This window comes from Actinoplanes cyaneus, assembly GCF_016862095.1.
Taxonomy (GTDB): Bacteria; Actinomycetota; Actinomycetes; order Mycobacteriales; family Micromonosporaceae; genus Actinoplanes; species Actinoplanes cyaneus.
Window position 1 is genome coordinate 1 of the sequence record NZ_BOMH01000069.1, and the last position, 26,518, is coordinate 26,518.

At 70.3% G+C, this 26,518-nt stretch carries 22 protein-coding genes; 3 read left to right on the forward strand and 19 right to left on the reverse strand.

What is annotated here, in order from left to right:
- Positions 1-108: 108 nt before the first annotated feature.
- From Acy02nite_RS38745 to Acy02nite_RS38755, 3 genes are all read right to left on the reverse strand, one after another.
- Entirely contained in the window at positions 109-912 is an 804-nt protein-coding gene (locus tag Acy02nite_RS38745; RefSeq protein WP_203753060.1) for an SAM-dependent methyltransferase, read from the reverse strand.
- 229 nt (positions 913-1,141) lie between these two features.
- Positions 1,142-2,779 (reverse strand): GGDEF domain-containing protein, encoded by a 1,638-nt coding sequence (locus Acy02nite_RS38750; protein WP_239175603.1) that lies wholly within the window; start codon positions 2,777-2,779, stop codon positions 1,142-1,144.
- A gap of 226 nt (positions 2,780-3,005) precedes the next feature.
- The gene (locus tag Acy02nite_RS38755; RefSeq protein ID WP_203753063.1) at positions 3,006-4,574 is read right to left on the reverse strand and encodes an MDR family MFS transporter; all 1,569 of its coding nucleotides are present in this window, start codon (positions 4,572-4,574) and stop codon (positions 3,006-3,008) included.
- Positions 4,575-4,787: 213 nt separating this feature from the next.
- Here Acy02nite_RS38755 and Acy02nite_RS38760 point away from each other — a divergent pair, with 213 nt between their 5' ends.
- Positions 4,788-5,399: a TetR/AcrR family transcriptional regulator gene (locus Acy02nite_RS38760; protein ID WP_203753066.1), complete on the forward strand. Its 612-nt coding sequence runs from the start codon at positions 4,788-4,790 to the stop codon at positions 5,397-5,399.
- A 101-nt stretch (positions 5,400-5,500) separates the two neighbouring features.
- Here the strand turns inward: Acy02nite_RS38760 and Acy02nite_RS38765 are convergent, their stop codons facing one another.
- Together Acy02nite_RS38765 and Acy02nite_RS38770 are read right to left on the reverse strand one after the other, a co-directional pair.
- On the reverse strand, positions 5,501-6,961 hold the full coding sequence (locus Acy02nite_RS38765) for a cellulose binding domain-containing protein (protein ID WP_203753069.1): 1,461 nt from the start codon (positions 6,959-6,961) through the stop codon (positions 5,501-5,503).
- 114 nt (positions 6,962-7,075) lie between these two features.
- Positions 7,076-7,633 (reverse strand): TetR/AcrR family transcriptional regulator, encoded by a 558-nt coding sequence (locus Acy02nite_RS38770; RefSeq protein WP_203753071.1) that lies wholly within the window; start codon positions 7,631-7,633, stop codon positions 7,076-7,078.
- Positions 7,634-7,714: 81 nt separating this feature from the next.
- Between Acy02nite_RS38770 and Acy02nite_RS38775 the strand changes: the two genes are divergently transcribed.
- Positions 7,715-8,470: a dienelactone hydrolase family protein gene (locus Acy02nite_RS38775; RefSeq protein WP_203753073.1), complete on the forward strand. Its 756-nt coding sequence runs from the start codon at positions 7,715-7,717 to the stop codon at positions 8,468-8,470.
- A gap of 361 nt (positions 8,471-8,831) precedes the next feature.
- Here the strand turns inward: Acy02nite_RS38775 and Acy02nite_RS38780 are convergent, their stop codons facing one another.
- From Acy02nite_RS38780 to Acy02nite_RS38835, 12 genes are all read right to left on the reverse strand, one after another.
- Positions 8,832-9,182, reverse strand: a complete 351-nt coding sequence (locus tag Acy02nite_RS38780) for a hypothetical protein (RefSeq protein WP_203753075.1) — start codon at positions 9,180-9,182, stop codon at positions 8,832-8,834.
- Between the two features lie 149 nt (positions 9,183-9,331).
- Positions 9,332-10,966 (reverse strand): DUF2334 domain-containing protein, encoded by a 1,635-nt coding sequence (locus Acy02nite_RS38785; RefSeq protein WP_203753077.1) that lies wholly within the window; start codon positions 10,964-10,966, stop codon positions 9,332-9,334.
- Positions 10,966-12,150: a non-hydrolyzing UDP-N-acetylglucosamine 2-epimerase gene (gene wecB / locus Acy02nite_RS38790; protein ID WP_203753079.1), complete on the reverse strand. Its 1,185-nt coding sequence runs from the start codon at positions 12,148-12,150 to the stop codon at positions 10,966-10,968. Before wecB ends, Acy02nite_RS38785 begins: the two co-directional genes overlap by 1 nt.
- A 134-nt stretch (positions 12,151-12,284) precedes the next feature.
- Positions 12,285-13,616 (reverse strand): glycosyltransferase, encoded by a 1,332-nt coding sequence (locus tag Acy02nite_RS38795; protein ID WP_203753081.1) that lies wholly within the window; start codon positions 13,614-13,616, stop codon positions 12,285-12,287.
- A gap of 231 nt (positions 13,617-13,847) precedes the next feature.
- Positions 13,848-14,513 carry a hypothetical protein gene (locus tag Acy02nite_RS38800; RefSeq protein ID WP_203753083.1) on the reverse strand — a complete coding sequence of 222 codons (666 nt, stop codon included), beginning with the start codon at positions 14,511-14,513 and terminating at the stop codon, positions 13,848-13,850.
- A gap of 88 nt (positions 14,514-14,601) precedes the next feature.
- Positions 14,602-15,231: a GTP-binding protein gene (locus Acy02nite_RS38805; RefSeq protein WP_239175605.1), complete on the reverse strand. Its 630-nt coding sequence runs from the start codon at positions 15,229-15,231 to the stop codon at positions 14,602-14,604.
- The gene (locus Acy02nite_RS38810) at positions 15,209-15,676 is read right to left on the reverse strand and encodes a DUF742 domain-containing protein (protein WP_203753086.1); all 468 of its coding nucleotides are present in this window, start codon (positions 15,674-15,676) and stop codon (positions 15,209-15,211) included. Before Acy02nite_RS38810 ends, Acy02nite_RS38805 begins: the two co-directional genes overlap by 23 nt.
- Positions 15,673-16,119: a roadblock/LC7 domain-containing protein gene (locus Acy02nite_RS38815; RefSeq protein WP_014695083.1), complete on the reverse strand. Its 447-nt coding sequence runs from the start codon at positions 16,117-16,119 to the stop codon at positions 15,673-15,675. The genes Acy02nite_RS38810 and Acy02nite_RS38815 overlap by 4 nt, the downstream gene beginning before the upstream one ends.
- A complete protein-coding gene (locus tag Acy02nite_RS38820; RefSeq protein WP_203753089.1) occupies positions 16,116-19,424 on the reverse strand; it encodes a HAMP domain-containing sensor histidine kinase in 3,309 nt (1,102 codons plus the stop codon). The genes Acy02nite_RS38815 and Acy02nite_RS38820 overlap by 4 nt, the downstream gene beginning before the upstream one ends.
- Positions 19,411-20,535: a hypothetical protein gene (locus tag Acy02nite_RS38825; protein WP_239175607.1), complete on the reverse strand. Its 1,125-nt coding sequence runs from the start codon at positions 20,533-20,535 to the stop codon at positions 19,411-19,413. The genes Acy02nite_RS38820 and Acy02nite_RS38825 overlap by 14 nt, the downstream gene beginning before the upstream one ends.
- A 456-nt stretch (positions 20,536-20,991) precedes the next feature.
- Complete coding sequence (locus Acy02nite_RS38830; protein ID WP_203753094.1) at positions 20,992-22,662, reverse strand: DUF885 domain-containing protein; 1,671 nt, start codon at positions 22,660-22,662, stop codon at positions 20,992-20,994.
- Positions 22,663-22,705: 43 nt separating this feature from the next.
- The gene (locus tag Acy02nite_RS38835) at positions 22,706-23,764 is read right to left on the reverse strand and encodes a PHP domain-containing protein (protein ID WP_203753096.1); all 1,059 of its coding nucleotides are present in this window, start codon (positions 23,762-23,764) and stop codon (positions 22,706-22,708) included.
- 124 nt (positions 23,765-23,888) lie between these two features.
- Between Acy02nite_RS38835 and mtnA the strand changes: the two genes are divergently transcribed.
- A complete protein-coding gene (mtnA, locus tag Acy02nite_RS38840) occupies positions 23,889-24,851 on the forward strand; it encodes an S-methyl-5-thioribose-1-phosphate isomerase (RefSeq protein ID WP_203753098.1) in 963 nt (320 codons plus the stop codon).
- Between the two features lie 63 nt (positions 24,852-24,914).
- On the opposite strand, the gene Acy02nite_RS38845 is transcribed toward mtnA, so the two are convergent.
- A complete protein-coding gene (locus tag Acy02nite_RS38845) occupies positions 24,915-25,484 on the reverse strand; it encodes a DinB family protein (protein ID WP_203753100.1) in 570 nt (189 codons plus the stop codon).
- 40 nt (positions 25,485-25,524) lie between these two features.
- Entirely contained in the window at positions 25,525-26,475 is a 951-nt protein-coding gene (locus tag Acy02nite_RS38850) for a prephenate dehydrogenase (protein ID WP_203753102.1), read from the reverse strand.
- Between the last annotated feature and the right edge of the window lie 43 nt (positions 26,476-26,518).

The following is a 26,518-nucleotide window of genomic DNA, read 5'->3' on the forward strand; positions in this document are numbered from 1 at the left end:
GGGGGTGCACCTCAGGTTCCATTGCGTGGAAGAAAACCCGAGGGAGCACGTAAAGGGGCGGAACGCGAACACCCACGCGCTGAACCCGCCGAGGTGCAGAAGCGGCAATCAGGGCTTGCGGGCGACCCCGGACCAGTAATACGCCGCCTGGGGGTTGTCGACCTGCATGTCCGGCCGCCACGCCGACACCGGGACCAGCCCGGGGTCGAGAAGCTCCCAGTCGCCGAAGAAACGGGCAACCGCCTCCTGCGTCCGGGCGACCAGCGTCATGCCGGCGCCGGTGGCAGCCGCGACGGCCTGCTCGACCGCGCCGGGGTCGAAGTCGGCCGTCGGGTGGGTGATGGCCAGGCAGCTGCCGGACGGCATCGCGTCGCGCAGCTCGGCCACCGTCGACCACGGGTCGTCCTCGTCGGCCAGCAGCATCAGGATGGCGATCAGAGTGAGGCCGACCGGCTTGGTCAGGTCGAGCGTGTCGGTGAGGACCGCGTCGTCGAGGATCGAGCGCGGGTCCCGGATGTCGGCGCTGATGTACTCACTGCGACCGGAGGGGTGGCTGAGCATCAGGGCACGCGCGTGGACCAGGACGATCGGGTCGTTGTCGACGTAGACCACGCGGGTCTCGGGGGCGATCGTCTGCGCGATCTCGTGCAGGTTCGGCGAGGTCGGGATGCCGGTGCCGACGTCCAGGAACTGACGGATGCCCTCCTTGGCCACCAGGTCACGGGCGGCGCGGTGGACGAACTTGCGATTCTCCCCCGCCATGTAGCGCATGCCGGGGATGGCCTGGATCATCGCCTCGCCGACCGCGCGGTCGACGGCGAAGTTGTCCTTGCCGCCGAGCCAGTAGTCGTAGATGCGAGCGGAGTGCGGAACGTTGGGGTTGACCCCTGGTGGCGCCACCTCGTGCTGCACGACCGCCTCCTTGCGCCGACCGTCGATCTTCGACAGTGCGTTCCAGCCAGATAGACCCTAGCGCCAACGTTTGACCGATATCACCCCCACAGTCCGGTGGCGGTGACGGATTGGAACGAACACTGCAGGGCCTGCCCCGCTGATCGGGCGAGGCCGCGACCTCCGTGGAAGGCCACCCACCGCACCGGCACGGTCGTCGCCCGGAACCACCTGACCAGCAGGGCGGACCCTAAGCGGCCGAGGCGTGCCCGGCATAACCGCGAAGGTCGGCTGCCGACACCACGCGGTCACGTCCGCCGTGCTTGGCAGCGTACAGATGACTGTCTGCTGTGGACAGTAGGGGTGCCTGGGCCCTCTCCGGGGCGTCGCCGGAAGCGGCCACGCCGATGCTCACCGTGACCGGGAGGTGCCTGGTGATCGGCGACCAGTACTGGTTTCGGATGGTGCGCCGGATGCCGTTGAGGCACGCGGTGGCCCGGGGAGCCGGCATGCCGGGCAGCACCACCAGGAACTCCTCGCCACCCATCCGGGCCACGAAACCCTCCGGGCAGGCGGCGGCGACCTCGCGGGCCAGCACCTGGGCGACCCGGACGAGGACCTGGTCACCGACGTCGTGCGAGAGCTGATCGTTGATCTGCTTGAAGTGGTCCAGGTCGACCAGGGCGACGGTGAGCGCCGGGTCGGTGCGGATCAGGCCGGGCAGGCGCTCATCCACGAACCGCCGGTTGTGCAGGCCGGTGAGCGGGTCACGGCGGGCCTGCTCGCGGAAGCGCTCGGCCTCCTGCCGCGCCTCCGCGGTCTCGAACATCGCCTGCCGGGTGCGCGCCCGCGCCTCCCGCTGCAGGGACTGCTGCTGGTGATAGACCTCGAAGAACGTCTTGTGCGCGGCGAACGCGGCCGCGAAGTCGCCGCGGGCCGCGTGCAGCTCGGCCTGCTCCTGGTGCATGCGGACCAGCGACTCGCCGAGGTCGCGCTCCTCGCACTGGCGCAGGGCCTCGTCGAGGTTGGCCTGGGCCTCGTCGAACTTGCCGAGGCCGCGTTGCGCCTGGGCCAGGGTCACGAGGTATTGCGCCATGTCGTTGGCGTCGTCCCACTTGCCCTCGGCGTGCTGCTCCAGGCAGAGGCGAATGGTCCGCTCGGCGGCGGCGAACTGCCCGTCCGCGACCTGGATCGACCCGATCGTGTCGAGGAACGCCGGCTCGAGCGGGATGTCCCACTCGGCGGAAAGCTGCTGGAGCCGGGCGGCCAGCTCGACGGCGTGCGCCTTGTTGCCGCTGGAGGACTCGACGTACGCATAGTTGTTCAGCAGGCACAACAGCGCCGGCGAGCCGAGCTGCAGGGCCAGCTCCTCGGCCTGGGCATACCGCACCCGGGCGGTCTCGAGGTCGTCGGCGAAGTAGAGGGCGTCGGCCAGTTTCGTCCGGTGCCAGATCTGCATGTGCTCGGTCGAGTCCGCGTCGAGCAGCTCGACGGCGAGAACCGCGTGCTCCAGACCCTGCTCGGCGTCACCGAGGTGCAGGTGGATGGCGGACCAGACCAGGTGGGTGCGGGCCAGCAGCTGCCGGGCGTCGTGCTCGACGGCCCACTGGTGCACGTGCCAGATCTGTTCCGCGGCGGCCGCGACGTCACCGCAGCGCATCCGCATGTTGACCTGGCAGAGCCGGGCCCGCGCGGCGAGCAGCTCGTCGCCCAGCCGGTTGGCCGCCTGCTCCAGCTCGATCGAACGGCCCAGCTCGGCGTGCGCGTCCCAGGAACGCCGGTCCTCGATCGTGAGCAGGACTGTGGACAGCGTCTCGGCATCCATCTCGCGCTCGTTCAACCCGGTGCTCCTCTCCGTGGTCAGCTGGACCATTCGGTCGCGAGGCACGCAGGCTGAGGAAAACCGTGCCGATGATCAGCGCTCCGTCAACCGAGGTTAGCTCTCTGTCAACAAAAGGTTTCGGGTTCGGCACCGTGATCTGAATCGCCCTGCAACCGGAGCGGTGTACGGCTGCCTCTCAGAGGTGCATCAACGTGGCTGATGCACCCCTGGGAGCCAGCCGAAAACCGGCGCCCGGGCAGAAGCCCGGGCGCCGGTGTGGGGAGCGAAGAACCTACTTGGCGGTGGTGACCAGCTCGGGCTCGGTGGGCGTGGCCGGCGCCAGGTCGACCGTGCTGCGCAGCTTGCTGGGCTTCATCGCGATCGCCGCGATCACGCCGACCAGCGCGATCACCATCGAGATCAGGAAGATGTGCCCGGTCGCGTCACCGTACGCGGAGCGCACGATGTGCTGGATCGCCGGCGGGAGGCTGCCCAGGTTCAGGGCGCTGATGCCGGAGCCGCTGCCGGACGCCGGGGCACCGGTCGCGGCGAGCTGGCTGGTGATCGAGTCGGCGACCCGCCGGGCGAGGACCGCGCCGAGGACCGAGACGCCGATCGTGCCGCCGAGCGAGCGGAAGAACGCGATCGTCGAGCTGGCCGCGCCGATGTCCTTGAGCGCGACGGTGTTCTGCACGGCGAGGACCAGGTTCTGCATCGACATGCCGACACCCGCGCCGACCAGGAACATCGCGATCCCGACGTACCACAGCGGGGTGTCGTGGTCGAGGAAGGAGAGGCCGCCGAAGCCGGCGACCAGGATGATCGTGCCGGCCACCACGAACGGCTTGATGTTGCCGCTGCGAGTGATCAGGCGCCCGGCGACGGTCGAGGCGCCGGCGAGGCCGAACATCATCGGGATGGTGAGCAGGCCGGCCTCGGTGGGGCTGTAGCCACGGCCGATCTGGAAGTACTGCCCGAGGAAGACCGAACCGCCGAACATCGCCATGCCGACCGCGAGGCTGCCCAGGATGGCCAGGGCCGTGGTGCGCTGCTTGACGATCGGCAGCGGGACGACCGGCTCGGCGGCGCGCGCCTCGACGAACGTGGCCAGCGCGAGCAGGACCACGCCGCCGCCGACCATCGCGAAGGTCTGCCACGAGAGCCAGGCGAACGAGCTGTCGACGAACGAGACCCAGACCAGGATGACGCTGACGCCGGCCGCGATCAGGGAGGCGCCCAGGTAGTCGATCTTCACGTTCTCCCGGCGCAGGACCGGCAGGTGCAGCGTCTTCTGGAGCACGATCAGCGCGATGATCGCGATCGGGATGCCGATGAAGAAGCACCAGCGCCAGCCGAGCCAGCCGGTGTCGACGATCACGCCGCCGAGCAGCGGGCCGGCGACGGTGGCCAGGCCCATGACGCCACCGAGGTAGCCGTTGTAGCGGCCGCGCTCGCGGGGCGGGATCATCGCGGCGATGGCGACCTGGACGAGCGCCTGCACGCCGCCCATGCCGATGCCCTGGAACGCGCGGGCGGCGATCAGCTGCTCGGTGTTCTGCGTCAGGCCGGCGATGATCGAGCCGAGCACGTAGACCACGATCGAGATCTGGACCAGCAGCTTCTTGCTGTAGAGATCGGCCAGCTTGCCCCAGATGGGGGTGGACGCGGTCGCGGTCAGCAGGGTCGCGGTGACGACCCAGGTGTACTGCGTCTGCGACCCGTTCAGGTCCCCGATGATCGTCGGGAGGGCCGTGGAGACGATCGTGGAGCTGGACAGCGCGACGAACAGCACGAGGAGCAGGCCGGACAGGGCCTCCAGGATCTCGCGATGCGTCATCGCCTTGGCTTGCGGGGCACTCATTCGCGCTGCCCTTCGTTCGTAATGGTTGCTCAATACAACTATCGGCAACCATTGCGCACTGCGCAAACTTTCCCGTTGGGAAGTGACGTTCGTCGCCAGTACGCTTCCGGGGCATGAGCGAAGCGGAGGTGACGGCATGAGCGAGCTTGCGAGCGAATCATCGAGCTCAGTCCGAAACTCATGCCGGCGCCGGAGCGAAGCGGAGGTGATGGCATGAGCGACACGATCTCTTCGGAGCCCGAGCCGGGCCTGCGGGAGCGTAAGAAGGCGGCCACCCGGCAGGCGCTGCACGAGGCGGCGCTGCGTCTGGCCTTCGAGCACGGCCCGGAGAACGTCACAGTCGAGGCGATCGCCGACGAGGCCGGCGTCTCCCGGCGCACCTTCTCGAACTACTTCGCCAACAAGGAGGAGGCCCTCTTCTACGGTGACCTGCGGCGGATGCGACTGCTGGCGGGCATGATCCGCGAGCAGCCGGCCGGGTCGTCGCCGTGGCAGGCGCTGACCGCGGCGGCCGAGGGCTTCTACCGCGAGCTGGGCGATCTGGACCCGGAGTGGGTCGCGCGCAGCCGGATGGTGCGCAGGCATCCGTCGCTCGCGGCCGCGCAGGTGCAGACGTTCACGGCGCTGGAACGGGAGATCTCGGCCGAGGTCGCGCTCCGCCTCGGGGCCGGCGACCCGCTCGGGGTGCGGGCGCAGTTGATCGCCGCGACGTTCCTGGCGGTGCTGCGGGTGTCGCTGAACGTGTGGCTGGAACACCGGCCCGACGTCTACTACTGGGACATCGCGCGGGACTCGCTCGCTGACGCCGGCAGTGGTTTCGAGTAGGAAACACCGCTTCCGCCGTACGCCGAAATCGGCTCTTGATCGTGGAAAAGCGCGACCCCCGGGAGGTGCCTGCCCGGGAGCCGCGCTCGTGCGGGGAGTCGTTATCCCTTGAAGCCGGCGAAGATCTTGGAGAACTCGAACGCCGTCTGGGTCACGTTGGTGCACTGGAACAGGGCGCCGTTGCAGGCGTTCTTGTCGCGCTGCATCTCCCAGAAGGAGACGAAGCCGAGGTGGTTCGTGTTGGCGAACGCGACCAGGTCCTTCGCGTCGGACTGCGAGAACGTGCCGTTGTCGTCGTTCTTGCCGATCATCGGGGTGACGCCGACCATCTTGAAGGCCGCCGCGTCCGAGTTGCCGTAGATCGCCTTGATCTGGTCCTTCGTGGACTTGACGGCCTGGATCGCCAGGTCACCGTAGTCCTGCCCGGAGCGGCCGTAGTCCATCGCCATGATGTTGACCAGGTCCAGGTCGACGCCGGCGCTCTTGGCGGACTTGACCACGTTCAGGCCGTCACCGGTCAGGCCCTCCGGCAGCACCGGCAGGGTCAGCGAGATCTTCAGGCCCGGGTTCGCCTTCTGCAGCGCGGCGAGCGCGGTCGAGCGGCGGTTGATCGAGGCGGTGTCGGCCGAGGCCGCGCCCTCGATGTCCAGGTCGATGTACTTCAGGTTGTACGCGTCGACGACCGCCTGGTACTCGGCCTGCAGCGCGGTGGTCGAGGTGCAGGCCTGGGCCAGCTCGACGCCGGTCGCGCCGCCGAAGGAGACCTTCACGTCGCCGCCAGCCGCGCGGATCGCGCCGATCTGGTCGCTGAACTGCTTGGCCCGCGGGTCGAACGCGCCGAACCAGCTCGCCTTGCATCCCGCCGCGGTGACGAAGGCCAGGCTGAAGGACTTGACGTTGCCGCCGGTCGCCAGCGACGACAGGGTGCCGCCGTTGGAGAGCACCCCCATGTCGACGTACGGGGCGACGAGCACCCCGCCGCCCGAACCGGTCCCGCCGGTCGAGGTGGAGGTCGGCGTGGCCGTCGCGGTCTTCGTCGGCGCCGTGGTGGGGGGTGCCGTGGTCGCGGTCTTGGTCGGCGCGACGGTGGCGGTCTTGGTGGGCGTCGCAGTCGCGGTCGCGGTCGCAGTGGCCGTCGGGGCCACCGTCGCGCTGCCGCCGCCGCAGGAGACGCCGTTGATGGTGCAACTGGTCGGGTCGCCCTTGCCGGCCACCACGAAGCCGAACGAGATCGACCCACCGGCCGGGATCGTCGCGTTGTACGACGCGTTCTTCGCCGTCTCGACGTTGCCGCTGGCGCTCACCACGGCGTCCCACGCGCTGCCGACCTTGGCCGTCGACGGCAGGCCGAAGACCAGCTGCCAGCCGTTCACCGCGGCGCCGGTGTTGTTGGTGATCGTGTAGTGCGCCTGGTAGCCAGTGCCCCAGTCGCTCTCCTTGGTGAAGGAGGCGGACAGGGTGCCCGTGCTGGTGGTGGCCGCGACGGCCGCGCCGATGCCGCCGCCGACCGCGAGCACCGCGGCCGTCGAGTAGATGGCGAGCCGCAGACGGCTGCGTTGCATGTCGGAACTCCGATCACGGGGGATGGTGACGGAGCTGATTGTTCGCCGTGACCGTCTTAAGGTTCTCCGGCACAAGCCTTAAAGATCCTTAAAAGCCGCACCGTGATGGCCCGGTCACCGGGTCGCCAAACCGCCGATGACCAGGGACAACTGCCGCCGCCAGGCGTTCGGCTCCTTCGCGTGCAGGTTCACCCCGGCATTCGCCATCATCACCAGCCACAGGTCGTGCCGGGTGAAGTCGGCGCGCAGCCGGCCCGCCCGTTGCGCCCGGACCAGCACGTCCACCGCCCGCTGCTGGGCCGCGGCGCGCAGGGTGGAGAGCCGCTCGTCGTCGTCGAACGCGTCGGTGACCAGCAGCTCGGCCAGCCCCCGATCGGTGGCCTGCAGCTCACAGACCCGGGTGAGGTAGCCGACGAACGCGGCCCACGGATCAGGGTGCTCGCACGCCTGATCGGCGAGGCGGACCGCGGCTGTCATGTGACTGGCGAACACCTCCGCGATCAGGTGCCGGCGGCTCGGAAAACGCCGGTACAGCGTGGCGTTGCCGACCCCGGCCCGGCGGGCGATCTCGTCCAGCGAGGCGTCCAGACCCTGCTCCGCGAAGACCTCGCGAGCGGCGGAGAGCAGGGCCGCGCGATTTCGGCGAGCATCCGCACGCAGCCGGGGGGCCATGCGCCACAGAATACGACGATCCGGCCGGAAAGCCGTTATGGTCGGGGCGATCTTGGCGGATCGACTGGAGAGGACGCGGACATGCACCAGGCATCGATCGACATTCCGGCCGCTGACGGGGCGGCCGACGGGTACTTCGTCAAGCCGGACGGGCCCGGGCCGTACCCGGGGATTCTGCTGTTCATGGACGCGTTCGGTGTCCGGCCGCGGCTGCGCGAGATGGCCGACCGGATCGCCGCGCGCGGGTACGCGGTCCTGGTCCCGAACCTGTTCTACCGCAACCAGGCCAGCCCGCTGGTGTCGCCGGAAGAGCTGAGCGACGCGGAGAAGCGCGGCGCGGCGTTCGGCCGGCTGATGCCGATGATGCAGACGCTCACGGCGGATCGCGTCGTCGCCGACACCAACGCCTACCTGGACTTCCTCGCGGCGCAGGACGGGGTGGCGCCCGGGCCGGTCGGGGCTGTCGGCTACTGCATGGGCGGGCGGAACGCGCTGATCGCGATGTCCGCGCTGCCGGACCGGATCGCGGTGCTCGGCAGCTTCCACGCCGGTCGCGTCGTCACCGAGGAGGAGAACAGCCCGCACCTGGCGGTCGGGTCGATCACCGGCGAGGTCTACTTCGGGCACGCCGACAACGACGGGTCGATGACGCCGGAGAACATCGCGGCGCTGGAGAAGGCGTTGACCGAGGCCGGGGTGAAGCACACGTCCGAGCTCTACGAGGGCGCGCCGCACGGCTTCACGATGTCCGACACGGCGATGTACGACGAGGCCGGCGAGCAGCGGCACTGGGCTGCGCTGTTCGACCTGCTCGACCGCACCCTGCCCCACCCCTGACGCCCGGCGGGCACCCGAAGCCCGGCGGGGGACCTGACGCCCGGCGGGCACCTGACGCCGGCGGGGACCTGACGCCCGGCGGGCACCTGACGCCCGGCGCGAGCTGATCCCGGGTCCGGCAAGCGGCGCGGCTCGCGCCAGCCGGGACCTGGCGTCGCGGCTGGGGATCTCGCGGGGCGGACCTTGCGTGGCTGTTAGCGCGGGGCGCGGGGGGACCGCGGGGCGGACCTTGCGTGGCTGTTACGGCGGGGCGCGGTGGGACGGGGTGGCGGGGCTGGGTGGGGCTTGTGGGGCTGGGCGGGGCTTGTGCGGCGGGACCGCGTGGCTTGTGTGGGCGGGCGGCTCACGCCGTACCGGATGATCAGTTTTTGTAAAGGTCCGGGAAGTAACGGTCGATCGCAGTGGTGTCGTAGACGTGGCGGATCTCGGTGATCCGGTTGTCGTCGACGGCCAGGAACTCGACGAGGCGTGCCGTGCCGAACGGGGCCGCGAGGTCGTAGATCACCGTGGCGCCGTCCAGCGCGTCGGTCCGCGCCGCGACCGTGACGTGGTCGGCGAACGCGGCGATCCGGTGCAGCACCTGGAGCAGCTCCTCGTCGTCGACCGGGGCGTCCAGGTTCCACTCGACCTCGACGTCCGGGGTGAGCAGTTTCCGGGCGGCGGGCAGGTCGTCGGAGGTCCATGATCGGACCCAGAAGTCCACCGCGTCCATCCGTGTCTCCTCAGTGGTCGATGTGCGAAGGCCGGTCGATGTGCGAACGCCGGTCGATATGCGAACGCCGGTTGATGCGCGAAGGCCGGTTGATGTGCGAAGGCCGCCGTCCGGACAACCGGGCGGCGGCCTCGTCGGGATACAGGTGCTCAGCCGTTCAGCATGGTCTCGGCGCTGACGAACGAGTACCCGAGGCCCTTGACTCCGGTGACCAGGTCCTTCAGGTGATCCGTGCCCAGGTAGGCGTGGTAGAAGCAGCTTGCCACGCCGTCGCGGACGACCAGGTTGCGCTCGGCCGAGGCGATGATGTCGGCCGGCAGCCGGACCGGGTGGTTGTTGAACGCCTCGGTCTCGACGTTGCCGACGTTCTCCGGGACGACGACCGAGCCGTACACGTCCCGCACCGGGTACGGGAAGAACTGCCCGAACTGCCGCGCATAGTCATACTTGGCGCCGGTCAGCACGCCCGGGAAGTACAGGCCGCGGTCGTACCGTTTGCCGAACAGCGAGTTGACCGCCTCGTAGTCCGGCGCGCTGGCCGCGTAGTGCGGGAACTCGAAGATCTTCGGCGCGCCCAGCCCCGCGGCCGTGAAGATCACGCCGGAGGCGATCATGCGGGCGGCGGCCCAGGCGGCCGAGTCCTCGGCGACCGGGCCGTCGTAGACCACGTTGTCGCTCGCGTCCACATGCGCCTTGTAGAACTCGAAGTCGTTCGCGCTGACGCCGTCGTACGGGTTCGCCACCGAGCCGTACTGGTGGGTGTAGCCGTGCATGATCAGCGTGCCACCCTTGGCCTGCATGTACCTGAGCGCGGCGACCACCTTCGGCTTGTTCAGCAGGGTGTAGTCCTGCGCCTTGCCGGTGCCGACGCCCTTCGGGTCGCGGAAGCGCGGGTACACCGCGACGCTGAACGGCACCTTCTCCGCGGCCAGGTAGTCGGCGACCGCCTTGAGCTGCTCCGGGTCGGCGTCCGGCCCGACGTCCTCGATGCGGATCAGGGCGCGGTGCCGCTCGGTCGTGCCGCCGCCCAGCGAGTCGAAGAGCAGGTCGGCGAAGGCCAGGTAGCGGTCGTCGTGGGTGACGAAGGAGAACGGGATCTCACCGACGTACGTGAGGTTGCCGGAGCGGACCGCCCACGGGAAGCTCGTGCCGTCCGCGCGGACCGCGGTGGCCAGCGTGGTGACCTTGGCGCTGTCGCTGATCGACAGGTTCATGATCCCGGAGTTGTTGTCGGTGCTCCGGGTCAGCTTCCGGCCCTTGTAGCCGACCTCGGTCACCTGAGCCAGGTCGAAGGCGCCGCTGGCGAAGCCGTACTTCGCGGCGAACCCGCTCTTCGCCGTCAACTGCCAAATGTTGTCGTAGACCCAGGTCACCGGCTTGTTCGTGGCCATCACGTCGGTCAGGAACGCGGCCGGCAGCGGCTCGTCGTACGTGGAGCCGAGGTAGATCACCGCGGTGTACGCGCTCAGGTCACCGGACTTGTACTTCGCCACCGGCGCCGCCGTCCACGAGCCGAACCGCGAGCTCAGGTTCGCGGTCTGGGTGGCGTAGACCTCGCCCAGCCAGCCGTAGTCGCCGGTGGTGTCGTACAGGACCAGTGTCTTCGCGGAGCCGGCGCCCGGGCCGCCCTTGCCGCTCCTGGTGGCCGACGCGGTGTTCGACGGTGTGGTAGTCGCGGCGTCGGCCTGCATGGCGGTGAAACCGACTCCGGTGGCGACTGCCACGGCAGCGGCGCCGCCACCGGCGATGAGCGTCCGCCGGGTGACCTTGGAATTGCTGCTCATCAGGCGATCGCTCCGATCTCGGCGGTGGACTGCTGAACGGGCATGGCGTCGGGCGCCGGGGCGAGCCCGAGCAGCGCGGCGGTGGCCTGGGCGGTGCGCTGGGCGGCCCGGCCGTCGCCGTACGGGTTGCCGCCGGCCGTCATCGAGTCCCGCAGGGCCCGGCTGTCCAGCAGGGCGGACGCCTCGGCCACGATCTTCTCCGGGTCCGAGCCGACCAGCTTGGCGCAGCCGGCGTGCAGCGACTCGACCCGCTCGGTCACGTCGCGCAGCACCAGGGCCGGGACGCCGAACGACGGCGCCTCCTCCTGGATGCCGCCCGAGTCGGTGAGCACCAGGTACGCCTCGGAGAGCAGACGGGCCAGGTCGGGGTAGGGCAGCGGGTCGGTGACGGTCACCCGCTCGACCCCGGCCAGCGCGGCGTCGACCTGCGCGCGGACCGCGGGGTTCGGGTGGCTGGGCAGCACGACCTCGATGTCCGGGTAGCGCTCGATCAGCTCCTTGACGGCGCCGAGGATCCGGTCCAGCGGCTCGCCCCACGACTCACGGCGGTGCGCGGTGACCAGGACGAGGCGCTTGGTGCTCTCCGCCCGAGCCGCGGCGACGGCCTGGTTCTCGTACGGCAGCTTCCGGGCCGCCACCGCGAGGGTCGCGTCGACCACGGTGTTGCCGGTGATCAGCACGTCGCCCGCGGCGATCTTCTCGTCCAGCAGGTTCATCGCGGCCAGCGGCGTCGGCGCCAGGTGCAGCGCGGCGACCTGGGCGACCAGGCGGCGGTTGCCCTCTTCCGGGAACGGCGACTCGAGGTCACCGGAGCGCAGGCCGGCCTCCAGGTGCACGACCGGGATCCGGCGCCAGAACGCGGCGAGGGCCCCGGCCAGGCTGGTGGTGGTGTCGCCCTGGACGATCACGGCGGCCGGGGTGCGTACCGACCAGAGCTCGTCGAGCTGCTGGATCATCGCGGTGAGCAGCTCGGCCTGGGTGCCGGTGTTCCGGTCGACGGTCAGCGTGATGTCCGGCTCGAGGTCGAAGGCGGCCAGGGCCTGGGTGACCATCGTCGGGTGCTGACCGCTGGCCAGCAGGATCGGCGTGAGCAGACCGGCCTCGCGGAAGGCGAGGGCGACCGGGGCGAGCTTGACGGCTTCGGGGCGGGTGCCGCCGATCAGGTGGACTTCGCGAAGGGACATGGGGGAGCCTTCCTTCACTTGCATGGGGGAGGTCGTGCGAGCCTGTGGGAATCAGGCGGTTCGGAGGTTTCCGAGGGGAAGATCGCCGGGGATCGGGCGACTCGGAGGTTTTCCGTCGAGAAATTGCCTGGGGGTCAGGCGGCTTGCAGGGCGAGCGGCTCCTCGACGAGACGCTCGGTCTTGGCCCAGGACTGCTTGCCGGTCAGCTGACGGCCCAGCGCCCGGTAGGTCGCGGTCAGGCCGAGCAGCAGGAACGCCGGATAGGCCAGGGCGGCCAGCAGCATCCGGGACAGTGACTCGTCGCCGCGCTTGGTCCGGTGCACCAGCACCCAGATCAGGCCGGGGAAGGTGCTGACGACGACCCAGACGCCGATGCTCACGCCGAGCGAGAGCCAGGTGGGCAGGAACGGCACCGGGTGGCCGATCAGCAGCCCGAGGAAGCCGGCGGTGCCGGTCAGCGAGAGCAGGATCGCGATGATCGCGTTGGCCCACGGCGAGACCAGATAATGCAGGATCTCGATCAGCGACGTACGGGCGATGTTGCCCGACTGGAAGAGCGAGCCGAGGTACCGCGCGCACTGCAGGTTGCCCTGCGCCCAGCGGGTGCGCTGCCGGGTGAGCCGTTTGATGTCGACCACCGCCTGCTGGGTGACCGACGCCCGTGAGGTGTATCGGATCGACACGCCCTGCAGGTGCATCCGCAGGCCCAGTTCCATGTCCTCGACCAGGCACTCCGACCACGGCGCGGTGCCCAGCGAGATCAGCGTGGAGAGCCGGCTGAACTGCCCGTTGCCGCCGAGCCCGACGGTGTCCAGGGCGTTGCGCATGTTCTGGCTGGCGTCGACGATCGCGCCGAACTCCAGGTCCTGCACCGCGCCGAGCAGCTTGTCGCGGTTACGGATCCGGACCTGCACCTGCACCGCGCCGACCCGGGAGTCGCCCATCAGCCGGCCGACCTCGACCAGGATGTTGTCGCTGCCCTGCCCGTCGCCGTCGATGATGCCGAGCACCACGCGGTCGGCCGCGACGCCCTCGTCGGCGGTGAGCCGGGCGATGAAGCGGTAGGCCGCGTTCAGCGCCTCGCCCTTGCCCTGCCGTGCCTCGGGCAGTTCGCGTCGCATGACGTGCAGGCGCGGGTGGTCGATGGCGGCGAGGACGTCCGGCGTACGGTCGTCGGAGCCGTCGTCCACGACCAGCACCCGGGCGAGCGTGCCGGCCGGGCCGCGCAGGCCGAGCGCCGCGTTCACCGTGTTGGCGACCACCGCCTCCTCGTTGAGCGCGGGCACGATGATCCAGAAGTGCTCGGGTTTGCCGCCGCCGCTGGCCAGCGCCTTGTTGACGACCGAGGCGCGGTGCGTGCCGGTGTAGTGGACCGCGAACCAGACCAGGATGACGGTGGAGAGCGGCCAGGCCAGCAGGATCGCGTAGCCCGCGACCGCGATGAGCCAGCCGTCCGATGCGGACATCGTCTCCCCCGTCTCTGTCCTGCCACTGTTGTCGTGGACGTAATAGGACATTACGGATCTGCTGTGCGTCGCTCAATAGGCGTAGTCCGGCTGTTGCGGCATACCGCCCGAATGGCCCATGTCAGACATCTCAGACGTCTCGCGTAGGGCAAAACCGTGCAAATCTCGTGATTACCCACAGCGAAAAGGCGGTCACTGTAAGGTGACCGCCTTCTCGTTGGAACCGGGGCTCTAGTCGTCCAGCAGGTTCGGGTTGTCGCGCAACATCGCGGCCAGCCGACGCGCGGCCATCTCCGCCTCCTCCGCCTGGCGCTCGGCCTGGAACGGCACCGGGGTCGGCAGCGGCATCGGGTTCGCGGCCGGCGCCGGGGCAGGCGGCGGGGCCGGAGCGGGCGGGGCGGGCGGCGGGGTCGGCTCGGCGTGCGCCTGACGCTGCGGCGGAACGGGCGGAGGCGAGTACGCGGCCGGAGGCGGTGGCGCCTGCGGAGTCACGAACGGCCGCTCGGCGGTGGGCGGCTCGGCATACTCATAATCCGTCGGGCCGAACCGATCCTGATCGTCGTGACTGCCCCGCGGCGGCGGCTCGTCCTCCACGTTGATCTCGAAGTCCGCGTGCGCGCGAGCCGGCTCGGCAGGCACCGGGGCGGGCACCGCATGATCCGCCCGGACCTGAACGGTGCCGTCGGCGAACCCGAAGTGCAGCAGCACCGGGTCACCGGCGCCCTCCACCCCGACGGTGACGCCCAGGTTCGGGTACCGGGTGATCACCCCGGCGATGGCCTCGACCAGCTCGCTGACCGCGGGCGGCGGCCCGGGGTTCTCCCCGGCCGCGGCGCGCTTTCGCAGCTCGTCACGGCGGGCAAGCTTGTCGAGCGCGTCGTCCAGTCCGCCTCGCACGTCACCGTCCTCTTTCTCGCAAGGGTCGCCCGGTGCCCTCTGGGATGCTCAGCGAACCGGGCGACCCGCGCACCCATCGGAGGAGACCCTACGACTTCATCTTTATCGCCTTGTCGAGAGCCTGGTCCAGAACGACCAGCAGGGCATCTCGTACAGAAGCACGGAAGCGGGCGTCGTAAGAGATCACCGGAACGTCCTCACGAACCGCCAGCGCCCAGCGCACCTCGTCGAGGCTGTACGCCATGTTGCCGTTGAACGTGTTGACACCGACCACGAACGGCAGGCCGGCCCGCTCGAAGTAGTCGACGGCCGGGTAGCAGTCGTCGATGCGGTTGGTGTCGACCACGACGAGCGCGCCCAGGGCGCCTTTCACCAGGTCGTCCCACATGAACGCGAACCGGGTCTGGCCCGGCGTGCCGAAGATGTAGAGCTTCAGCGTCTGGTCGATGGTCAGAACGCCGAAGTCCATCGCGATCGTCGTGGTGGTCTTCGTGGTGGCCTGACCGACGTTGTCGATGCCGATCGACTCCGAGGTCATCTCGGCCTCGGTGGTCAGCGGCGAGATCTCCGAGATGGCGCCGACAGTCGTCGTCTTGCCGACCCCGAAGCCGCCGGCCACGATGATCTTGACCGGTACCGGCGCTTTCTTGGCGGGCGCGGTTCCGCCCGGTATGCGCGCCGTGCCGACTACGCGGTTAGCTGATGGATCGAAGTCCACGGATCACTCGCATGATGGTCTCGGGGTCAGGGGTGTCGTTTTCAATGCCCTGGATGTCCACCTGACCGGCGGCGCGCAGGTCGCCGACGAGGATCTGGCAGACGCCCAGGTGCAGGCGCAGACGTGCGGAGATCTCGGCCACCGAGATCGGGCTCTCCTCGAGGAGCGCCACGATCGCCCTGGTTTCCGGTGAGAACCGGGACGGCGGCGCACCGGGCACCACCGTCACCTGAGTCTCCATACCGATATCGGGGTCTCCTCCATCGGTGCGCCCAGCCGTGATGACGAACGGGCGCAGAGTGTTGCTCTGTCCTTGTTCGACCGGCGGGTGTTCCCCGGTAGGGGTGTATCCGCCGGCCGAATGCTTCGGACCGGATTGCAGGAAGGGCCGGACTCCGGGGCGCGCCGGAGGTACCGGTTCGTCAGCGGGGTCCGGGTACGTCATTGCTGGACGGCGTTCTTCAACTCGGCGATCAGGCGCGGGCTCAGGGCGCCACCGGCCCGGGTGGCGAAGAGAGTCATCTCGTACGCCAGGGTCCCCAGGTTCGCGGACCGGTCGGCGATGACACCGAGCACCGAGCCGGCGCTGATCGCGGTCACCAGCAGGTAGCCGTCGGCCATGTCGATGATGACCCGGTTCAGCGCGCCCAGCCGGTACCAGCTGGCGGCGCCGCCGGCGAGACTGGTCAGACCGGAGACCACGGCTGCCAGGCGCTCGGCGTTCGGCCGGTCCTTGATCGCGGACATGGCCATCAGCAGACCGTCCGAGGAGACGGCGATGGCCTCGATCACGCCGGCTGTTCCGGACGTGAAGGAGTCAAGCAGCCAGTTGAAGGTTTTGGCTTCGGCGCTGAGCTGACTTTGCGCGGTGGGGTAGGGGGAAGTCATCGCGGTTGTCCCTCGGGTTGTGGCTGAGTTTCATTCAGTGCGAGTGCGACGCCGTACTCGAACTGATCCATCAGAGCGCGAGCCTGCTCCGGGTCCATGAGGGTCGGGGCGGGCGGAAGGATCGGTTGATGCGGCTCGCTCGGCAGGGTCGCCCCTGGCACGCGGCGAGTCAAGCCCCCACCACCGAGCGACGGCGGGGCGGGGGCGGCCGCCGGAGCGGGCGCATCCCACTGCTGCGACCTGACCGGCTCGGCAGCCGGGTTGTTCCACTGCGGTGCGGCCTCCGGCGCAGGAGCCGGAGTGTTCCACTGCGGCGCGGGAGCCGGGGTGTTCCACTGCGGCGCGGCCTCCGGCGCGGGAGCCGGCGCCGGCACGTTCCACTGCGGGGCGGGCATCTCCGGCATCGAGGCCGGCATGCTCCACTGGCCGTTCGCATGGCCGTTCGCATGGCCGTTCGTGAGGTCCGGCGCCGGGATCGAGGTGCTCGTCTCGTGTGCCCGGCTGACCCCCTGCTCGAACGCGTCGAACGCGGCCCGCGCGGCCAGGGCGTCATCCTGCGACGGCGCCGCGGCGTGCTGCTTCGGACCGGTCTCCACCGGGAGCTGGCTGCCCGGAACCCGGCGGCGCAGCGGCTTGCTGCCACCGTTCTGCTGGGCGGTCGCCGGCGCCGGGGAGGTCGGCTCGGGTGCGGGGGCCGAGTAGCCCGAGTTGCCGGCCGAAGCCATCGGTGCCTCCACGGCCGGAGCCGGGGTGTTCCAGGCCGGCTCGGCCGGAGCCGGCGTGTTCCAGTTGGTCTCGGCCGGGGCCGGGGTGTTCCAGTTGGTCGGGGCGGGGGCCGGGGTGTTCCAGGCCGGCTCCGCCGGGGCGGGCGTGTTCCAGTTCGTCTCGGCCTGTTCCGGGATCGTCCAGGCCGTCTCGGACGGGTGCGGGGCGGTCCAGCCCGGGCCGGCCGGCAGAGCCGGCTCGTTGCCCCAGGCCTGCTGGCCGGCGGCGGGCAGCTCGGGCAGCGCGACCGGGTTACGGCCGGCGACCGGGATGCCGCTGTTGTAGGCGTGCGCCGGGTCGGGCTGGTGGTACGACGCGACCGGCTCCTGGTAGGGCACGCCCGGCGAGTAGACCGGCTCGGCGTCGTAGACCGGCTGACCTGCGTACGGGTCCTCGCCGCCCGGCTGCCCGGAACCGCCGAAAGCGTTCCACGACGGGACCGACTCCAGCGTCCGGGTGGCCCGGTTCAGCACGTTCGGGTCGAACGGCTGCTGGCTGCCCGGCACCGTGCGGATCGCCGTGCTGGCGATGGCCACCTCGGCGGTGTTGCCGCGCAGCGCGCCGCTGATCGGCGGGCCGACCGTCTCGTAACCGGCCGGGATCTCCGGCATCGCCGGGGGCGCCGGCACGGCCGGAGGCGCCACGGCGAGGCTCTCCACCCGGGCGATCAGGTGCTGCGGGCTCAGGTCGATCCAGGCGGTCAGGCCGCCGTCCGGCGTGTCGGTAAGGGTGACCTCGATGCCGTGCCGGCGGGCCAGCCGGCCGACCACGAAGAGACCGAGCACCTCGGTGGGGGCCAGGTCGAGTCGCTCACGGCGGGTCAGCCGGGCGTTCTCCTCGGCCAGTCGCTCGGGGGCGAGACCGAGGCCGTGGTCGATGATCGCGACCCGGGCGCCGCCGCGCAGCTCCTCCGCGGAGACCGTGACGGTGGTGTGCGGCGGGGAGAACGTCGTCGAGTTCTCCAGCAGCTCGGCCAGGAGCAGGGTGAGGTCGGCCAGGACGGCCGGCACCACGACGATCTCCTCCGGGACGTCCACCTCGACACGGGTGTAGTCCTCGATCTCACCGAGGGCGAGACGAACGACGTCGGAGAGCGCCAGCGGAGCCATGTGCTCGTTCGCACCGGCACCACCGGAGAGCACGACCAGCGCGGACGCGTTCCGGCGCAGACGGCTGGACATGTGGTCCAGGCGGTACAGCTCGCGGAGGCGGTCCGAGTCGGTCTCCCGGCGTTCCAGGGAGTCGATCAGGGACAGCTGACGGCCGACCAGGTTCTGCGTACGCCGGCCGACGTGGCCGAACATCTGGGCGACGTTACGGCGGCCGAGCACCTGACGTTCCACCAGCCGGGCGGCGGTGGTCTGCACCCGGTCGAACGCGCGGGCCAGGTCACCGATCTCGTCCTGGGCCTCGACGTCGACCGGGTCCAGGCGGATCGGCCGGACCTGGGCCTCGGACTCGTCGTCGGCGACTCGTTCGAGCTCGGACTCGGCGGCGCGGGCGATGCGGTCCGCGGAGACGGTCAGACGCCGCAGCGGCCGGGCGACCGCGCGGGCCATGAAGATCGAGAGCGTGACCACCAGGATCAGCAGCAGCAGCGCGCCACCACCGATGTAGCTCGCCTGCTGGATGGCGGCGGACCGGTTGTCGGTGACGGAGACGTCCACGTCCTTCGCCACGCGCTTCTCGACGAAGCCACCGAGAACCATGACGGACTGCAGCGACGGGAACAGGTTCCTGAGGTTGAGGCTGCCCAGCGCCTTGGCCGGGTCCGTCGCCAGGGTGGCGGTGAACGTCGAGCCCACGCGGGACTGGAACGCGTCCTGGGTGTTGATGTAGAGCTTGTACTGCGCGTCGGTGAAGTACGGCTTCGACTCGGTGATGACCGACTGGATCTGGCTGAACGTCTGGTTGAACAGCGACAGGACCAGCGTCGCCGCGGCCTTGCCCTCCCGTCCACCCGAGTTGTTCAGGAAGGCGGCGTAGGTGAGGTAGCAGGACGCCTGGCTGATCAGGTCGTCGGAGCGCATGGCGCGCTCCAGCGCGAAGACCTGCTGGCCGACGGCGGTGGTGAGGTCGGCGTGGCTGCTCAGCCCCAGGCCGTCGATCATCGGCGTGATGACGTTGGTGAAGTCGGCGACCACGTCGGTCGGGGTGGTCAGGCCGCTCAGCACGTTCTGCCGGGTGCTGCTCAGCTTGGTGGCCAGGATGACCGACCGGCGCAGCCCGGCGGGCAGCTCGTACTCGCTGTCGAGCAGCTCGGCGACCTTCTCGGCGGCCTCGGCACTCTGCAGGGCCAGGGTCGGCTCGTCGACCTGCTTCAGCAGGAAGCCGACCGAGAGCAGGCGCTCCTCCTGGAGCTCCAGCACCGCCGAGCTGACCTGGGTGGCGAGCTGGACGCTGTCCGAGGTGTCCTGCGCCTCGCTCGCGGCGTCGGCACGGTTGATGAGGATCGGCACCGTCAGGGCGAGAACACCCAGCAGCGGTACGAGCACCAGCAGGGCAAGCTTGCCCAGGATGCGGAACTTACCGAAGAGCACCGGAACGCTCCCGCCCGCCGCCGTAGTTGGGGACCTCGCCGTAACCCGGGGCCGAGTCGTACGGCCCGCCGCCGAAGGGGCTGTTGCCCGGGGCGTTGCCGCCGCTCGAGGCCTGGACCGACACGTCGCGGCTGCCCTCACCCGGCTGGTCCGTGGCGCCGGACTGCGCCTGGCGGGCCCGGCTGCGGGTCCACACGGTGGCCAGCGCGATCAGCACGATGGCGACGCCGAAGAGGACGAACGCCTCGATCTGCTTGTAGGTCAGCGTGCCGGACCGGTCGTCGAGCAGGCCGGAGATCTCCTTGAGGATGACGCCGGAGAGCGCGGCCAGCGCCGTCTGCAGGGTCGACTGCGCGGTCACCAGGGTGGACACGTTCGGGTCGGCGCCGCCGAGGTTCGCACCACGGTTGGCGGCCTCGATCCCACGCCGGAACGAGTCGAGGTTACTCACCAGGTTGCCGCTGAGCGTGTCGCTGTTCGTCTCGTCGACGGCCTCCTGGAGGCTGTCGGTCAGTTCGCCGACGGTCTCGGAGACCCTCAGCGACTGGTAGCCGAACTGCGTCTTCAGGTTCGCCTTGGTGGCGCCCGAGGAGGCGGCGACCATGTTCGCGAGGTCGCTCAGCCGGGAGACGGCGGTGACCGCCACCGGCATCTGCTCCGCCACGACCTCCTGGAGGAACCAGATGTCACTGTCCGGGTCGCGGTTCAGCGTCGAGTTCTCCCGGACCGCGTCGAAGATCTCGATGGTCAGGTCGGCGACCTCGACGTGCGCCGTGAAGACCTTGTTGGCCGCGCCGGTGATCGTCGGCAGCTTGGAGATCTTGGTCTTGAGGTCGGCCCACCGGGCCCGGGTGCCGAGCTCGTCGCCGAAGCGCTCGTCGACGCCCTGCACGCGGGCGACGGCCGCGGTGACCGAGGCCGGCTCCGACGGGACACCCTGCAGCGCCGCGGCCTGTGACTCGGCGAGCGCCGAGACCAGCGGGCTCAGCGCGGTGAGGTATTCGACGCCGTCCTGTTCCTTCTGGACGTTGTCGCGCTGCTTCGAGTTCTCTTGCAGGACCCGCAGGAACAGGCCTGCGGCAGGCAGCAGGACAAGAACCGTCAGCACCACCGCGAGAGCGGAGCGTAAACGGGTTCGCCGGCTGTTCACCGAGACTGACATTGCTTTCGTCCTCCGCCATGCACACACGCGATGGGCCATTGGGGGGCTACCGAACGTAGCCATGCGGGCGCACCGATCTGGGTCAATCTATCCGAGAAATCCTCAAGAAACCCCTTTCCAAGGGTCAGAGTTAGCTCGGCTGATCGGGGGATACGCAGCACTGCCGACCGCGCTCTCACAAGGTTTCTGTCGGCAGGGTGACAAGTGCCGCGCAGATGGTATCCGTACCGCGGCGGAGACGTGAATATGACTTCTACTTCGGATTCGTTACGTCTTGGGTGCACCGTTGTCCACGGAAAGTGTCAAAGCAATTACTAAAAGGCACGAGAGCACTTTGAGTGACTGATCCAACACATGAAAAAGGACCCCTCCGTCCCGTTTTCGGTACGGAGAGGCCCTAACGACTCAAATCCTGTCCAGTGCCTTCCTCAGTGGGTCAAGGCCGAGCGCGCCGAGGTTCAGGGCGTCCCGATGGAAGGCCTTGAGGTCGAAATCACTGCCTTTGCGCTGCTTCGCGTCGTCCCGGGCCTGCAGCCAGATCCGCTCGCCGACCTTGTACGACGGCGCCTGCCCCGGCCATCCCAGGTAACGCTTCCACTCGAAGCGCAGCACCTCCTCGTCCACCCGGGTGTGCCCACGCAGGAACTCCCAGCCCAGCTCCGGTGTCCAGTGCGCGCCCGGATGGAAGCCGAACGGGTTGTCCCGCGGGATCTCCAGCTCCAGGTGCATGCCGATGTCGACGATCACCCGCGACGCCCGCAGCGCCTGCGCGTCCAGCATGCCCAGCCGATCGCCCGGGTCGGTGAGGTAGCCGAGCTCGTCCATCAGCCGCTCGGCGTAGAGCGCCCAGCCCTCGCCGTGCCCGGAGCACCAGGCAAGCAGCCGGCGCCAGCGGTTCAGCGAGTCGGCGCGCAGCAGGGTCTGGCTGACCTGCAGATGATGGCCGGGCACCCCCTCGTGGTAGACGGTGGTCACCTCGCGCCAGGTGGAGAATGTCTCCTGCCCCTCCGGCACGGCCCACCACATCCGCCCGGGACGGGAGAAGTCCTCGCTCGGGCCGGTGTAGTAGATGCCGCCGTCGCTGGTCGGAGTGAGACAGCACTCCAGCTTCTGCGCGGGCGGCTCGATGTCGAAGTGCGTGCCGTCGAGCTCACTGATCGCCCGGTCGGAGAGCGCCTGCATCCAGTCCCGGAAACGCTCCTTGCCGACGATGTTGCGGGCCGGGTCGGCGTCCAGCGTGGCGACGGCCTGATCGACGGTGGCGCCGGGGCCGGCGATCAGCGCCGAGACGACGAGCATCTCGCGCTCCAGCCGATGCAATTCCTCGAAGCCCCAGAGGTACGTCTCCAGCAGGTCCACCCTGGCGCCGAGGAAGTACTGCGAGGCCAAGGCGTACCGCTCCGGCCCGGCCGCCTCCTTCTCCCGCCCGCGCGGGGCCAGCTCCTCGCGCAGGAACCGGCCGAACTCGGCGGTCGCGGCGGTCGCCGTCCCGGCCGCCCGCTGCAGGTCGGCGGCGAGCGCGCCGGAGGTGTCCAGGCGACCGGCCAGCCCGTGGAAGAAGTTGTCCCGCGCCGGGTCGGTCCACGCGTCGCACTGGTCGGCGACCGCCGCGAGCTGGGCTTTCGCGCTGACCAGGCCCTTGTCCGCGCCCTCCAGCAACGTCCGCCGGTACTGCGTGAGCGCGACCGGGAACGCGGCGAGCCGGGCGGCGATGTTCGCCACCGCCTGCTCGCCCTCGGTCGGCATCAGGTCCAGCGCCATGCGCAGCCCGTGCAGACCGCTGGAGATCACGTTGACCTCGGTCGCGGTGAATCCGGAGTCGAGCCGGGCCAGCTCCAGGCCGAGCCGTTCCATCATGGCTTCCTTGGCGACCTGCTCCGACTCGTGCTCCGGCTCGGTCACATCAAGTTCGTTGACGGTACGGCGTACCAGTTCCGCCTGGGCCGCGAAGCCCTCCGGGGAGAGGTCGTCGGTCTTGTCGTCGTAGCCGGAGATGCCGGCCGAGGTGGCACCGGTCGGGTTCAGCTCGGCCCATTCATCGACGTATCGGTTGGCGAGTTCGTCAATTTGTCCCACCGCCCGACTCTATGGGATCCATAAGTCGCGCAGGCATGTCTTTTCAGGCGTGCGAGGCGGTCCACTCCAGCAGGCGATCCGCCGTCCACGTGTTCACCACCCGATCGGCGGGCACCCCGCACAGCGCCGCCCGCTCGCAGCCGTTGCCGAGCCAGTCCAGCTGACCCGGGGCGTGCGCGTCGGTGTCGATGCTGAACCGGCAGCCCGCCTCGATCGCCACGGTCAGCATCCGCTTCGGCGGGTCCAGCCTGTCCGGCCGCGAGTTGATCTCCACGGCCTTGTCGTGCTCGACGCACGCGGCCAGCACCGACTCCAGGTCGAACGTGCTCGGCGGGCGGGTCCGCGCGGTCCGGTGCGCGGCGTCGCCGGCGCCCTGGGCGGCCACCTTGCGCCCGGTCATGTGACCGAGCACGTCCAGGTGCGGGTTCGCGATCGCGGCCAGCATCCGGCGGGTCATCCTCGCCGAGTCGTCACGCAGCTTGCTGTGCACCGAGCCGACCACGACGTCCAGCCGGGCCAGCAGCTCGTCCTCCTGGTCCAGCGAGCCGTCCTCCAGGATGTCCACCTCGATGCCGGTGAGGATCCGGAACCCGTCCGGGAGCTGCTCGTTCAGCCTCGCCACGTGGTCGAGCTGGCGGCGCAGCCGGTCGGCGGTCAGGCCGTGCGCCACGGTGAGCCGCGGCGAATGGTCGGTGAGCACGAAGTACTCGTGACCGACGTCGGCCGCGGCCAGCGCCATCTCCTCGATCGGGGAGCCGCCGTCCGACCAGTCCGAATGAACGTGCAGGTCACCGCGGAGCGCCTCGCGCAGCGCGGCGGCCTCGGCCGGCAGGTCGGCACCCTCGGTGCTGAGCAGCCGCCGCAGGTAGACCGGCTCCTCACCGGCCAGCGACTCGGTCACGCAGCGCGCGGTCACGTCGCCGACCCCGGGCAGCTTCGCCAGCGTGCCGGCGGTGGCTCGCTCGGCCAGCTCGTCCCGCGGCGTCCGGGACACCGTGGCGGCCGCCGACCGGAAGGCCTTCACCCGGTAGGTCGCCTCGTTCGCCCGCTCCAGCAGAAACGCGATGCGCCGCAGGTCGGCCACCGGGTCACGAGATGCCATACGCCCCAGAGTAGGGCCCGCTCGCCGATCAGATCAGGATCCGGCTGGGGTACGACGTGAGCGGCTGATCACGGGTCGCGTCGCCGCGTCCCTGCGACGGCACGCGCTCGGTAGTCTCGTTCGCATGCGGACGATCGACTGGGTGGACGGCGCTGTCGAGATCATCGATCAGACGGTGCTCCCCGGTGAGCTGCGGGTGCTCCGGCTGCACACCGTCGGCGAGCTGGTCGCGGCGATTCAGTCGCTGGCCGTGCGCGGCGCTCCTGCGCTGGGCGTGGCCGGGGCGTTCGGCGTCGCGCTGGCCGCCCGGGTGCACGGGGACGACCCCGTGGCGCTCGGCAACGCGGTCCGCAAGATCGAGACGGCGCGGCCCACGGCGGTGAACCTGGCCCGCGGCGCGCAACGGGCCGCGCACCTGCTGCCGCTCGGCCCGGACGCGGTGCTCGCCGAGGCGTGCGCCATCCGGGACGAGGAGATCGCCGCCTCCCTGGCGATGGCGTCGCGCGGCGCCGACCTCGTCGTCGAGCTGCGCGGGGACCGGCCACGGCTGCTCACGCACTGCAACACCGGCGGGCTGGCCGCGGTGACCGTCGGCACCGCGCTCGGTGTGGTCGGCGAGCTGCACCGGCGGGGGACGCTCGGCGCAGTGATCGCCTCCGAGACCCGTCCGCTGCTGCAGGGCGCGCGCCTGACCTCGTGGGAGCTGACCCAGTGGGGCATCGAGCACCGGGTCGCGGTGGACTCGGCCGGCCCGTTCCTGATGGCCCGCGGCGAGGTCGACGCGGTGATCCTGGGCGCCGACCGGATCTGCGCGAACGGTGACGTGATCAACAAGATCGGCACGTACGCGCATGCGCTCGGCGCCCGTCGGGCCGGCCTCCCGTTCGTCGTCGTGGCGCCGGAGTCCACCGTGGATGTGGCGACGCCGACCGGCGCGCACGTGGAGATCGAGGACCGTGGCGCCGCCGAGGTGACCGCGTGGGGCGACGCGGCCAACCCGGCCTTCGACGTGACCCCGCACGACCTGGTCACCGCGATCGTCACGGACCGCCGGGTGATCCGGCTGGACCGGGGCGAGAGGCCTTGACCCTCCTCGGTCCGGGGCCTCGGCCCGCCTTGGCCCAGGGACTCGGCTCGCTCGTCCAGAGCCTCAGCTCTCCTTCGTCCAGGGCTTGAGCCACGGCGTCTCGGGCCAGCCCTCGGCGGCCGCCATCAGCGGGTACGCCGTGGCGCCGTCGATCGACTCGCGGATGATGTCGGCGTGGCCGGCGTGCCGCGCGGTCTCCTGGATCAGGTGCAGCAGGATCCAGCGCGTCGTGAAGTGGTCGAGGTCGGGCCGGTTCCACGGGACCGAGTGGTCGACCGGGACCCGGTGGTCCAGGCCGAACTCGGCGACCGTCTTCTCGGTCACCGCGGCCGCCCGGTCGTAACGCGCGAACAACTCCTCGGCCGTCTCACCCTCGGCGAACTGGAAGTTCTCCTGGTACGCCGCGAAATCCGGCTTCTGTTCGGCGCCACGGATCTGACCGATCCAGTTCTCCTCGGTGGACGCGCAGTGCTTGATCAGCCCGCCGACGCTGAGCGGGCTGGCGCTCGGTGCCGCCCGGAGCTGCTCCGGGGTGAGGCCGTGCGCGGTCAGCTTGATCACGTAGCGCATCTGGGCGAGGTAACCGAGCAGACCCTCCTGCTCGTTGCTGATGGGTCCCACCTGACCGGGCATGCCGACTCCTTCACGTCGTGTCTCTTCGTCGAGAACCACGCTAGGCGTCAATGCGGTCAGTTTCCGGCCGCATTGTCGACAGTTGGTCGCCGTCGACCGCGGTCACCCATCCGCCGGACCTTCCGAGCGTCAGCAGCGCCCCCGCGCCGGCTGTCATCCGGCCGGCGGCACCGGGCGCGGGCGGCCAGGCCTGCCGCAGCTCGACGGCGGGATACAGGGTCGGCAGCAGGGCGCCCACCGGATTCTCGCCGGACAGCGTCCAGGTCATCTCGTCCAGGTCGGCCGACACCCGGCGCAGGACCCGGCTGACCGCCTCCGCGTTTCCGCCGCACATCGCCGCGATCAGCTCGGCGCGGGTCGCGGCCACCCGGGTGCCGTCCCGGAACGAGCCCGCGGCCAGAGACGCGGCCAGCGGATTGCCGTCGAGCAGCCGGGTCAGGGCGATGGCCACCAGGTGCGGGACGTGGCTGACCGCCGCGACCGCGTCGTCGTGCTCGGCCGCGGTCGCCGGAACGACCCGGGCGCCCAGGGTGGTGCAGAGCCCGGCCAGGGTCAGCCAATCGGCGAGACCCGTCTCCTCCTCCAGGCAGAGCACCCACACGCGGCCGTCGAACAGCTCCGGGTCGGAGGCGGCGAACCCGGACTGCTCGGTGCCCGCCATCGGATGCCCGCCGACGAACCGGCGGACCCCGTTGCTCTGCGCGAGCGCTCGCACCGGGCCCTTCACCGAGGTGACGTCGGTGAGCACGCCGTCATATCCGGCCAGGTCGGCGATCAGGCCCGGCAGGTACGGCAACGGCACTGCCAGGACCGTCACCTCGGTCCCGGCCATCGCGCCCGCGGCGGAGTCGAACACCCGGTGACCCGCGTCCTGAGCCAGCTCGCGGGTCGCGGGGTCGGCGTCGAAGCCGGTCACTTCGTGGCCCGCCGCCGCCAGGGCGCGCAGCAACGAGCCGCCGATCAGTCCCAGTCCGATGACCGCAATCCGCACGTCATCGTTATAGACGGCGGGACCCGCGCGTCGGCACGGGCCC